The 12,364-nt window shown below is 58.8% G+C and carries 10 protein-coding genes; 4 read left to right on the top strand and 6 right to left on the bottom strand.

Annotated features, from left to right (window positions below; genetic code table 11):
- Positions 1–89 precede the first annotated feature (89 nt).
- Both DW024_RS01015 and DW024_RS01010 read left to right on the top strand, forming a co-directional pair.
- Complete coding sequence (locus DW024_RS01015) at positions 90–617, top strand: DUF3592 domain-containing protein (RefSeq protein ID WP_117635840.1); 528 nt, start codon at positions 90–92, stop codon at positions 615–617.
- 63 nt (positions 618–680) lie between these two features.
- Positions 681–1,814 (top strand): hypothetical protein, encoded by a 1,134-nt coding sequence (locus DW024_RS01010; RefSeq protein WP_118376740.1) that lies wholly within the window; start codon positions 681–683, stop codon positions 1,812–1,814.
- Between the two features lie 44 nt (positions 1,815–1,858).
- Here DW024_RS01010 and DW024_RS01005 read toward each other — a convergent pair whose 3' ends face one another.
- The 5 genes from DW024_RS01005 to DW024_RS00985 all read right to left on the bottom strand — a co-directional run bounded on the left by DW024_RS01005 (position 1,859) and on the right by DW024_RS00985 (position 9,300).
- Positions 1,859–5,113, bottom strand: a complete 3,255-nt coding sequence (locus DW024_RS01005; protein WP_118376739.1) for an ABC transporter ATP-binding protein/permease — start codon at positions 5,111–5,113, stop codon at positions 1,859–1,861.
- A gap of 221 nt (positions 5,114–5,334) precedes the next feature.
- The gene (locus tag DW024_RS01000; protein ID WP_118376738.1) at positions 5,335–7,026 is read right to left on the bottom strand and encodes an FAD-dependent oxidoreductase; all 1,692 of its coding nucleotides are present in this window, start codon (positions 7,024–7,026) and stop codon (positions 5,335–5,337) included.
- Positions 7,027–7,252: 226 nt separating this feature from the next.
- Positions 7,253–8,215, bottom strand: a complete 963-nt coding sequence (locus DW024_RS00995) for a redoxin domain-containing protein (protein ID WP_117736508.1) — start codon at positions 8,213–8,215, stop codon at positions 7,253–7,255.
- Positions 8,216–8,249: 34 nt separating this feature from the next.
- Positions 8,250–9,161: a 4Fe-4S binding protein gene (locus DW024_RS00990; protein ID WP_118376737.1), complete on the bottom strand. Its 912-nt coding sequence runs from the start codon at positions 9,159–9,161 to the stop codon at positions 8,250–8,252.
- The gene (locus DW024_RS00985; RefSeq protein ID WP_197032826.1) at positions 9,154–9,300 is read right to left on the bottom strand and encodes a CD1871A family CXXC motif-containing protein; all 147 of its coding nucleotides are present in this window, start codon (positions 9,298–9,300) and stop codon (positions 9,154–9,156) included. The genes DW024_RS00990 and DW024_RS00985 overlap by 8 nt, the downstream gene beginning before the upstream one ends.
- 89 nt (positions 9,301–9,389) lie before the next feature.
- Between DW024_RS00985 and DW024_RS00980 the strand changes: the two genes are divergently transcribed.
- Positions 9,390–10,064, top strand: a complete 675-nt coding sequence (locus tag DW024_RS00980) for a response regulator transcription factor (protein WP_118376736.1) — start codon at positions 9,390–9,392, stop codon at positions 10,062–10,064.
- Positions 10,061–11,209: a cell wall metabolism sensor histidine kinase WalK gene (locus tag DW024_RS00975; protein ID WP_117798073.1), complete on the top strand. Its 1,149-nt coding sequence runs from the start codon at positions 10,061–10,063 to the stop codon at positions 11,207–11,209. Before DW024_RS00980 ends, DW024_RS00975 begins: the two co-directional genes overlap by 4 nt.
- Before the next feature lie 116 nt (positions 11,210–11,325).
- Here DW024_RS00975 and guaA read toward each other — a convergent pair whose 3' ends face one another.
- A complete protein-coding gene (gene guaA / locus DW024_RS00970; protein WP_118376735.1) occupies positions 11,326–12,306 on the bottom strand; it encodes a glutamine-hydrolyzing GMP synthase in 981 nt (326 codons plus the stop codon).
- Positions 12,307–12,364 lie beyond the last annotated feature (58 nt).

Raw genomic sequence — 12,364 nt, 5'->3', positions numbered from 1 at the left:
TGCCCCCCCCCCCCCCCGCAATAGCTCATCGATGGCGGGATCCTCTATACTGGGTCACATATGACGGTATCGCACCAAAGGAGAACGCCGTGACCACGTCGCAGATATCCCTGCTCGCGCTCATCTTGGTTGGGGGCATCGGCATCCTGCTTATCGGAGTGAGCGCGCTCATGAAAGCCGCCGCTCGCAAGAAAGCCAAGGCCTGTACCGCCGTGACCATGGGAACGGTCATCGACCATCGCTTTATGGGCGAAGGCAGGATGTATCCCGTTTTGGAATACGCCGTCGACGGCACGCAATACCGCGCGAAAAAACAATTCCGTGGCATAAAGACCAAAAGCTTGTCGGGACTCCCCATCCGCACGCAAGCCACCGCCTACGAAGACGCCAAGGGCTGGCTGCACGTGCAGACAGGCCCCATCGCCCGCCTAGGCACCCTCGCGGAGCAGCTTTGGCCCCTCGGTAGCCAAATGACCGTGTACTACAACCCCAGCAACCCAGACAAAAGCTATGTCGAACGCCCCATCGTGGGCAACTTTGCCACACTGATGTTTAACATCGCAGGCTTCTTGCTCATCGCGATGAGCATCTTGCTCTATGTTCTTATCCAGCGCTAGCTCAAACTGATGCGCCCCGCACCCCATGCGCCGCAACGACCGCCACGACATCAAGGAGCAGCTATGGCTACACTTTCCGAACAAGAACGCAAGCGCATCCAGCGATACTGCATCTGTCCCAAGGTTGCCGGCGCGGCGCTTGCCATGGCGTTTGTGCTGCCTTTTTTGATCATTCCCTTCGAAATGATTGACGATATCGTCTTCCATCATGAAAGCTTCCAGGAGACGGGCATGATGACCGCCTTGGCGCTCACCGCCGTCGAGCTCGCCATCTTCTGCTACTGCGCGCTCGCGCCGCGCTTTGGCATGCGCGGCAAGCAGTGGAAAGAAATGCAGCACCGACTCGTCGTCGAGCAGGCTGAGAAAGACCGCTCGGCACAAATTGCAGGCGTTGTTGGCACGCAGGCCGCCGCGCGTCTGCTCAAGAACAGCGACAATGAGACCGCACGCAACCTGGGCGGTGCGGCAGAAGTCGCCGCTGCCGTAGGCGCCGTCGCCACCGCGGCAGACGTGCTTGCCGAAAGCTTTGCCAACGCAAAGGCCATGGCAGAGGCCTGTGGCGTGCCTATCCCCCGTGCAAAAAAGTGGATCGTCGCGCTTGTGGCACTGCCCCTCGCAATCGTGTGCGGTGCCTATATCCCGCAGCTGGCGCAGGGAAACATCGAGATGCAACAGAACGCCGCGGCCGCGGCCGAGCAGATCGCCATCGCCCGCAAGACGCTAGAGCCCGCATGCGAGTACGTATCCGCCGATGACCCCTACGAGCGATATCAAGATTACGGCTATCACGTCCGCGGTTATCTGCACGACGGCGACTCCGATACCCAAAAGACCTATACGTACATGGATTTTGACAACAAGGGAACGCTCACGGAAGTGAGCTACGCGGCAGAGATTGACCCCGACGCGAGCCTCGAGGACAACCTTGCCCGTATCGAGCTCGACCTTGACGCGCTTTCCTCTGTTGTCCAAACCATAGACGTCAAGACCGCAAGCCCCGAGCTCCTAGCACCGCAGAAGCTCCCCGAAGAGTTTAGGCAGGCTTTTTTGAACGGCTCGCTCTACGAGAGAATCTCTATCAGGACGAGTGACGACCCCATCAAAGCGTATTACTCGTTTGACACGGATCCCGAGGACGAGTTTGACGAGTACACCCATCCACCCATCCGCATCACGCTGATGGGCAAAACGAACTAGGTGCAGGGAGATGAATGTGACAAAGGGGCTGTCCCTTTGTCACATTATTCGGAACGTAGGGCCTCCACGGGGTCTTTCTTGGATGCGCTGCGGGCCGGCAGCAGGCCAGCGACAACCGTCAGCAACACCGAAATCGCGATGAGCACCAGCGCATCCTGCACGGGCAGGCTCATCAGATTGGGGACCTGTTTGACCGCAAGCGCCCAGGCATTGACCGGAAAACTCACGAGCACCACGACGACGATGGCGAAGACGCCAGCAATGAGGCCTTCGATGAAAGTCTCGGCGTTGAACACGTTGGCCACATTGCGCTTCGACGCGCCGATCGCGCGCAGGATGCCAATCTCCTTTTTACGTTCCAGCACGCTGATGTAGGTGATGATGCCGATCATGATGGAGCTGACGACCAAGCTGATGCTCACAAATGCGATGAGCACCAAGCTGATGGTGTTCACGATGTCGGTTACCGAACCCATGATAATGCCCATGTAGTCGGTGTACGAGATTGCCTGCTCGTCGTGGCCGGCGGCTTTGACCTGCTTGTTATACGCATCGATGTGATCGAGTACGCGCTCCTTGGCCTCAAAGTCGCGCGGGAAAATCTTAACCGAGATGGGATCTGCCTCATCCGCATAGCCCAACGTGGTCAGATTGTTATCGTAGGTGAGCTGCGACGCCTTGGCATAGCTCATCATGAGCGAACTCAGGTCCTCGGCGTCCATGTTGAAATGGATGGCACGAGCAAAGGCGCTCGCATCCACACGCATAGCGCTCGCCAGGTTGGTAAAACTCGAAGACATCTGCGTCGCCATCTGATCCATAAGCCCTGCTGCGCCCGCCTTGAGCTGGGACGATACCGTCGTCGCAATCTGCTCGCTGATCGTCTTCATGACCTGGTCCATAGCCTGCTGCAGATACGGAGCCAGCTGCTTTTGCACATAGTCGGTCATCGCGTGCTGCAGGCGCTCTACCAGGGCATCGCCGCCGAGCGCTTTGAGCTGGGCCAGGATTTGCTGGGCTACCGCATCACTCTCAAGATACGTCGAGAACGCGGCGGCGAGCTTCGACGCGTCCTTAAGATCTTCGGGCGACAGCGCCTTAAACTGATCAGACTGCAAAAAGCCCTCAAACAGTTGGTTGGCAAGCGTTCCCACCTGCTGCATTTGCTCGGGCGTGAGCTCCAGACCGTCAAAGATGCCCGAGAAATCTGGGGCCGGCGCTTTGGCCATGATGTCGCTGAAGTCGATGTCCTTGCCAACGCCCGAAAGGTCAATATCCAGGCCCGACAAATCGATGCCCGAAAGATCCATGCCACCGGCAGCACCCGAGAGTGCAGATGCATCGAACGAGAACGCGCTCTTCAACGCCGCCTCGTCCACACTGAACATGCTGCCCAGATCCACGCCCTGCTTGGCCTCGCCTTGCAACTCGTCAAAGGTCTTGCCCGTAAAGACATCCGTCTCGGGGTGGGCAAGTTGCTCCTGCACTATCTGTGAATCGGCGGCGCGCTCCATAAGCTGGCGAGTCAGCGCGTGTGTATAGGCAATACCCGGAGACAACGCGCTCGCGTTGGCCATCTCGTTCGGTCGCACCACGCCCACAATACGCACGTCAATACCGTCGGCAACCTTGGCCGTCATAAAGTCGGCATCGCCAGACATGTCGGTCCACATGCCGGTCTCTTCGTTTTTGCGATAGGCATCGGCCGGCGACAACACTTTAAACGCCGTGGACAGCGCGTCGTCGTAGGTAAAGTCGCTGCCGGTCTCGGGCGTCTCGACCTTGCCGTCGGCCGTCATGGCGCTGTTTACCAGATCGTTGAGTTCATCGATATCCAGCGCGCCGATGCTGTAGAGCGTGTAGTCGCCCACCGTTCCGCGGCTCGAAAGCACCATCACGGCCTCGTTGGCTGACGTAGGCCAATGGCCGGCAACAACATCGTACTGGCTGTCGAGCAGGCTCTGGTCGTCAATCATCTCGTTAAAGACCGAGGTTCCCATGGATTCCATGCTCACCGTCGCCGCCGAACTCGCGCCGCCGCTCATGGCCTCGGTCATAGCGTTGGGCACCAGCCGGACAGGCTTCTCATCGCCCTTGCCCGCACGATAGACAACCGGCGTCACGCCATAGCCGTACTGGATGGCATTGACCTCTTTATCGATGCCGTCGCCACCGGCATCGAGCCATGCCTTAAAGCTCGTCATGTCGTTGGACTTAACGCTCGCAAACATATCCTTTACGGCCGTGACCACAGGAATCTTATCGGTTCCCCGAGCCTTGCCGTCAGTGCTGCCGTCGGACGAGCCCTCGTTCTTGGACGTATCGTCATCCGCAGTCCCATTCCCGCCCATCATGGATGACAGGTCATAATCTTGTTTGGAAATCGTAAGCGGGTAGCTCGAGAGTGTGTCCTCCTCGACCTTTTTGATGTAGCCGTTTACGCCGTTGGAGAGCGCCAGAATCGCCGCGATGCCAATAATGCCAATCGAACCTGCAAAGGCCGTCATGGCCGTGCGGCCCTTCTTGGTCATGAGGTTTCGGGCAGAAAGCCCAAGCGCCGTCACAAAGCTCATCGAGGTTTTGCGCGTGGGCTTGGCCTCGCGACGCGCGGCCTCGGCAGCATCAAAGGGATCTGAATCGTCGGTGACCTTGCCGTCCGCCAGGTTGACAATGCGCGTGGCGTACTGGTACGCCAGCTCGGGATTGTGCGTGACCATGATGACCAGACGGTCGCGCGCAACGTCCTTGAGCAAATCCATGACCTGGACGGACGTCGTTGAGTCCAAGGCGCCGGTCGGCTCGTCAGCCAGCACAATCTCGGGGTCATTGATCAGGGCGCGGGCAATGGCCACGCGCTGCATCTGCCCGCCCGAAAGCTGGCTCGGGCGCTTGTCAACGTGCTCGCCCAGACCGACTGCCTCGAGCGCCTTGCGCGCACGTTGGCGGCGCTCGGCATGCCCCACGCCCGCGAGCGTAAGCGCCAACTCCACGTTTTCCAAAATGCTCTGGTGCGGAATGAGGTTATAGCTCTGGAACACAAAGCCGATGCGATTATTGCGATAGGCATCCCAATCGTGGTCGTTGAAGTCCTTGGTCGAGATGCCGTCGATCAGCAGATCGCCCGAATCGAAATGATCGAGTCCACCGATGACGTTGAGCATCGTAGTTTTACCCGAACCCGAGGGACCCAGAATGGCTACGAACTCGTTATCGCGAAAAGACAGGCTTACGCTGTCGAGCGCTACCTGCGTAAACGACTGCGTAACGTACCTTTTGCAAATAACTCTGAGATCCAGCATGGACGGCAACCTCTCTCGCGCGGGCGCGCTCGCCCGCTCCCCCGCCGTTCACGTTCGGCGCGTTTGTCCTACTCTATCCTCATTTTTGGCCGATACCAGTGAGGAGTGTAACGAACCGCGCCAAAAAACGAACGGGACAGCACGCCGCATGGCGCACCATCCCGCATATAACATCCCCGATGCGACAAAGAGGCTGTCACTTTGTCACATTCCAATGCGCGCTACTTTTCGAGCCCGCACGGCATAACGTTAGCGCTGCCGCGGCGAGCCTCAGTCACGGCCACAAAGAAGCGATAGCCGCCCGAGAAGTTAAAGCACTCAAAGCCATGCTGCGCCAAAATGCGGCAAGCAATGTAGCTGCGAATGCCGCTCTGGCAAATCACGTAGACCGGCTTGGCCCGGTCGAGCTCGCCCAGGCGATTGCGCAGATCATCGACGGGAATGTTTACGAAACCATCGATATGCCCGCGCTCATACTCCCCTTCCGTACGAACATCGAGCAGCTGCACGCTGCCATCGCGTGGCAAGTTGGGCTCATCCTCCCAATGCCACTGCGCCAGTATGCCGCGATTGAGGTTCTCGATCATAAAGCCCGCCATATTGACGGGATCCTTCGCCGATGAATACGGCGGCGCGTATGCTAGGTCCAAATCCTTAAGCCTATCGCCGCGCATGCCTGCCTGGATGGCAGTCGCCAGAACGTCGATACGCTTGTCCACACCATCGATGCCCACGATTTGCGCACCCAGCAGGCGCAATCCCTGCTTCTCGAAGACAACCTTCATGGTCATGGGCGTTGCACCCGGATAATAACCCGCATGCGAACCGGGCGACAGGACCACGCTGTCGCAGTCAATTCCCGCCGCGCGTGCTGCCTTTTCGGATAGTCCCGTGCTTGCCGCCGTCAAGTCGAATACCTTGATAACCGATGAGCCCAACGATCCGCGGTAGCAGCTGTCCATGCCGGCTATGACATCGGCGACGACACGCCCCTGCTTGTTGGCGGGGCCGGCGAGCGAAATGACCGCGTCCTCGCCGGTCACCTGATGCGTGACCTGCACGGCATCGCCCACGGCATACACGTCGGCAGCAGAGGTCTCCATGCGGTCGTTGACCACAATAGCCCCCTTGATGCCCAGTTCGAGCCCCGCCTCTTGCGCCAGATGGCTCTCAGGTGCCACGCCAATGGCAAGCAGCACCATATCGGCTCCGATAGGGTCATCGCCCGCAACATGGGTGACAACGCGGCCATCAACTTCCTCAAAACCTGTCACATCGGCCTTGAGGCGCAGATCGATACCGTGCTCACGCACCTCGGTATGCAAAAGGGTCGCCATGTCGTAATCCAGGTTGTTCATAAGCTGGACGGGACGCTGCAGAAGGGTCACCTGGAGCCCCAGCTCACACAGATTCTCCGCCGTCTCGACGCCAATGAAGCCGCCGCCGATCACGACGGCACTGCTCGGTCGCCGCTCTCGAACATAGCTGTGAATACGCAGCGTGTCCTCAACGGTGTGTAGGCTAAAGATTTTATCCGAGTCGATGCCCGGCAACGCAGGGCGAATCGGCTTTGCACCCGGCGACAGGATGAGCTTGTCATACGTCTCGACAAATTCCTCGCCCGTCAGCATATTGCGAACCTCGACCGTATGCGAATCGGGATGGATGGCAAACACCTCGTGACTCGTCTTGACCGCAATGCGAAAGCGATCCCAAAAGCCCTTGGGAGACTGCAGCGTCAATGCGCTCTCTTCTTCTATCACGCCGCCAATGTAGTACGGAAGCCCACAGTTGGCATACGATACAAAACCCGTGCGCTCAAAGATGACAATTTGGGCCTGCTCGTCGAGTCTGCGCAAACGTGCCGCCGCCGATGCGCCGCCCGCGACGCCTCCAACGATAACCACCTTCATAGCTAACGCACCACCTTTCCCGTGTAGCCGCTTATGCCGCCGATATTCTTGACACTGCCATACCCAGAACGCTTAAGAAAACTCACAGCTTGGTTGCTTCGCGCACCGCTCAGGCAATGCACGAAAAGCTGCGTGCCCTTTCGACGTATACCCATGATGCTACCCCGAAGCAGAAAAAAGAGTCGCTGTTTCCAGCGACTCCCCTTCAGTTGTCTGTCCCACGGACTTACTGTTCGCTCTTCGCGAGTGCCTGATCGATCAGTTTGTTGAGCGCCTCGCGCTGCTCAGCGGAGTTGATGCCGCCCATGATCGGCTCTCCCACAATGTTACCGTTCTGGTCGATCACGTAGGTGGTCGGGAACGAGTACAGGTTGGAGGTGAACTTTCCGGCCTCGCTGTCCGACTTAAACCAGATGTTCTTATACGTCACGCCCTTCTTGGAAAGCACGTCCTTGGCATCAGCCACCTCGTCTTTGTTGCCATCGAGCGTAAAGGAATTAACGCCCACGACCTGGCCGCCCTTCTCGGCAAGCTCCTTGTTGAGCTTCTCCAGATCGCCCAGCTCTCCCACGCACGGCTTGCAGGTGGTAAACCAGAAGTTCATGACGGTGACCTTGTTCTTGGAGAACAGCTCGTCGCTGTTTACATCGTTGCCGTCCAAGTCCTTGCCCTTAAAGCTGGGGAACTTCGTCTCCCCGCTCTCGCCGTTGGTCATACCCGCGGTCGAGGCATCAACGCTCTCCCCCTCGCCGGGCGTGCTGCCACATCCGGGGAACTCCTTCTCCAGCGCCATGAGCTTGTCCTCGATCTCCTTGACCTGCTGCGCGCCGGCCTTAAGCGTCTTAAGCTCGTCAGCCGCAAACTGATCCTTGGCGCCCTCGATGGTATCGAGCAAGAAGTCACCGTAGTTCTTGCCGTCCTCAATCATGGGGGTGTCTTTGTTGGCCGCAAGGAACACCTTTTCCCATAGGGCGTTATCGCTCGCAAAGATCTCGTTTTCCTTTTGCAGCAGCTGCTGATACAGCTCGGCCGCCTCCTCGGCACTTGACGGCTTTTGCGCTATGAGCTCGGCAATCTGCGCATCGCCGCTCGTAGCATCCTTCGCGTCGCCCTTGGGGGCAGAGCACGCCGCGAGAGTCAGCGCCAGCACGGGCAGCATCAGCAGGGCCGCAATTTTTGACAGTTTCATGGTTCCTCCGTTGTATCGAAACTTATATAGATACCTATTTGTTTTCGCAGGCTTGCGCGGGCTGCGCGGGTTTGTCGCCCGTCACACCCAGCCCATAGCGAAAGCTAATGGCATCGACGGGGCATGCGCCCACGCATTTGCCGCAACGAATGCACTCGGCATGGTTGGGCGTACGCGTAACGTCCACGTCCATCTGGCACACTTTGGCGCACTTACCGCACGAGACGCATTTGCACTGGTCAACCTGAATCCCCAGCAACGACACCTTGTTCATGAGCGCATAAAACGCACCGAGGGGGCAAATCCATTTGCAGAAGGGGCGGTAGAACAGCACGCTCAGCACCGCAACCGCAATGAGGATCGCGAGCTTCCAGGAAAAGAGCTTTCCCAGCGCGGAGCGGATTCCCGTATTCATGATGGACAGCGGAATCGCGCCCTCGAGCACACCCTGCGGGCAGATGTACTTGCAAAAGAACGGGTCGCCCATACCCACATCGTTAACCACCAAGACGGGCAGTAGCACCACGGCAAACAGTAGCACGGCATACTTGATGTACGTGAGCGGCTTGAGCTTTTTCGTGGAGAGCTTTTTGCTGGGAATCTTATGCAGAAGCTCTTGCAGCCATCCAAACGGACACAAAAAGCCGCATACAAAACGTCCCAGTAGCACGCCGATCAGAATGAGCGTTCCGGTGACGTAATACGAAAAGCTGAACTTAGACGATCCCACCACCGACTGAAACGACCCGATGGGGCACGCACCCGAGGCCGCTGGACACGAGTAGCAGTTAAGCCCCGGCACGCAGACGGCTTTGCCGGCTCCCTGGTAGATACCGCCCTTGGCAAAGTTAGGCAGGTGAATATTGGTCGCAAGCGTCGCCGCCGCCTGAATCAATCCGCGGAATCTCGCCAAAAGATGCGATGCAGTGTTTTTTCTTTTATCCAATTCCGATACACTCCAAGCACAGCCTGATTGCCTTGGCCAGCACGGCATCTGCCTCGCCGCGCATAATTCCAAAGCCAACCATGGCTACCCCAACGATCAGCAAAGCCACCTGCGCCACAGGCTTAATCGCTTTGAACAATCTGACCACTCCTTTCGTTTCGCGACCCATTGGACCATACCGACTATAAAATCCGTGTTAAGCGTGAATGACTATGCAAGGAGAACGTTATGCGCATCTTGGTCGTCGAGGACGAGCGGGCGCTGTGCGATGCGATCGCACGCAGCCTGCGCAACTTGGCCTATAGCGTCGACTGCTGCTACGACGGGCAGCAGGCCCTCGATCTACTCGATGTCGAGACCTTTGATCTTGTCGTGCTCGACCTCAATCTCCCCCATGTCGACGGCATGACCGTGCTCAGGCAACTCAGGACAACTGATTGTGAGACCAAGGTGCTTGTGCTCTCGGCACGTGGCGAGGTCTCCGACAAGGTAGCGGGGCTCGATGCGGGCGCCAACGACTACCTCACCAAGCCGTTCCATCTTGACGAGCTGGCGGCACGTATACGCAGCCTCACGCTCAGGCGCTTTACGCAAAGCGACGTTGTTCTAACCTGTGGATTGTTGAGCTTTGACACTAAGGCGCGCCTCGCCTCCGTGGGCGGCGAGACCCTATCCCTCACGCGCAAGGAGACCGGCATCTTGGAATACCTGATGCTTAACCAGGGGCGGCCGGTGAGCCAGGAAGAGCTTATCGAGCATGTATGGGACAGCAGCGTCAACAGCTTTAGCAACGCGACCCGCGTGCACATCTCGTCGCTGCGCAAAAAGCTGCGCGGCGCGTTGGGGCACGACCCCATCCGCAACCGAATCGGCGAAGGCTACGTTATGGAGGACGGCAAATGAAGCGGCTGTCGCTGCAGTGGCGCATCACGTTGATGACGGCACTGCTGATATGTTCAACCTGCGTACTTATGAATTGCCTGGTTGGCTACTCCGGCATGCGCTACATGGACTCGATCGGCAATGAACTATCGGCGCACAGCAAGGTGGAGGCGGCCTCGCCCAGCTCATTTGACCCGACAAACAAAGAGCTCGACGACGCGCTGACCATCGTCGTGAACGACGCCCAAGAATCGTTTGGCGCGACGAGCTGGTATATAACTGCGGCGGTGACGCTGCTCGGCGGCGTGCTGGCCTACTTTGTGAGCGGACATGCGCTGCGGCCGTTGCGCTTCTTTGCGACGCAAGTCGAGAGCGTGCGGCCCGACAACCTCGCCGACACAAAAATCAGCGAGGACGTGCCCTCTGAACTCAGGCGCTGCAGCGCGTCGTTTAACGACATGATTACCCGCCTTGACGAGGGATTTTCCGCACAAAGACAGTTTACGGGCAATGCGGCGCACGAACTGCGCACGCCGCTTGCGCTCATGCAGGCCCAGGTTGAGCTGTTTTGCGCCGAGCACCCCGACGTCGACGCCGATACAGCGAGCCTGCTCGGGCTGCTGCAGGAGCAGACCGAGCGAATGACGCACATGACAAAGACCCTGCTCGAGATGAGCGAGCTGCGCAGTGTCCCTTGCAACGATGTGATTGACCTAGCGCCGATGATCGAAGAAGTGCTCACGGACCTGGCACCCCTTGCCGAGCAAAAAGACATCACGCTTACAAGTGAGGGCGACGCGCAAACGATCGGCAGCGACACGCTGATCTATCGGTTGCTGTTCAACTTGACCGAAAACGCCATACGCTATAGCGCGCCCAACTCGACCGTGCAAATCAACGCCTGCGCCGAAGGCGACCGCGTGCTGCTACGCGTGCGCGACCAGGGACCGGGCATTCCCGAGCAATACCAGACGAGCATCTTTCAGCCCTTCTTTCGCGTCGACAAATCGCGCAGCAGGGCATATGGCGGCGTGGGGCTGGGGCTTGCACTGGTCTGGGAGATTGCCGCACTCCACGGCGGCTCCATCGAGGTCGAAGAGAGCTCGGAGCGCGGAACGACCATGCTCGTGACTCTTCCCACTCGCGCACTCGGCTCATTAAAATAACGAACGGGATGGCACGCCGCGTGGCGTACCATCCCGCACATAATATCGAGGATGTGACAAAGGGACTGTCCCTTTGTCACATCTGCTAGTTCTCGTCGCCTACCAGCTGAGTTAGCTTACTCCCACTCGACCGTGCCAACGGGCTTCGGCGTGAGGTCGTAGCAAACGCGGCAAATACCGGGGACCTCGGCGGTCACGCGAGCGGTAATGCGCTTGAGCAGCGCCCAGTCGAGCTCAGGCACCTCGGCGGTCATGACATCGACGGTGTTGATGCAGCGGATGATACAGGGCCAATCGTAGGCGCGCTTGCCCTCGCGCACGCCGGTGGCGCGGAAGTCGGGCACGACGGCAAAATACTGCCAGATGGTCAGACCCGCCTTGTCGATCTCCTCGCGCACGATCGCGTCGGCTTCGCGCAGCGCCTCAAGACGGTCGCGGGTGATGGCACCAAGGCAGCGGACGCCCAGGCCGGGACCGGGGAACGGCTGGCGCTCGACCATGTTCTCGGGCAGGCCGAGCTCGCGACCCACGACGCGGACCTCGTCCTTGTACAGCAGTTTGACGGGCTCGCAGAGCTCAAACTGCAGATCCTCGGGCAGACCGCCCACGTTGTGGTGAGCCTTCACGCCGTCTTGGGACTCAAGAATGTCGGGATAGATGGTGCCCTGGGCGAGGAAACTGACCTCCTCGCCAACCTTGCGGGCCTCCTCCTCGAACACGCGGATAAACTCGGCACCGATGATCTTGCGCTTGGCCTCGGGCTCCTCGACGTCCACGAGCTTATCCAGGAAGCGATCGGTCGCGTCCACATAGACCAGGTTAGCGTCCATCTGGTTCTTGAAGACGTCGATGACCTGTTCGCTCTCACCCTTGCGCATCAGGCCGTGGTTCACATGCACGCAAATGAGCTGCTTGCCGATGGCCTTGATGAGCAGGGCCGCGACAACCGAACTGTCGACGCCGCCGGAAAGAGCCAGCAGGACCTTCTTGTCGCCGATCTGCTCGCGGATTGCAGCGACCTGCTCATCGATGAACACCTGGGCAAGTTCGGGAGTGGTGATACGCACCATGTCGTCGGGACGCTTGTTGGGATCCATGCAGAGCTCCTTCTCGGTTCGATGGAAATGCGCCGCGCGTATGCAGACGCACCGTCAT

The sequence above is a fragment of the Collinsella sp. AF37-9 genome, from assembly GCF_003475115.1.
Lineage (GTDB): Bacteria > Actinomycetota > Coriobacteriia > Coriobacteriales > Coriobacteriaceae > Collinsella.
The sequence above is the reverse complement of the archived record's forward strand: the minus strand, read 5'-3'. Positions and strand labels throughout refer to the sequence as shown.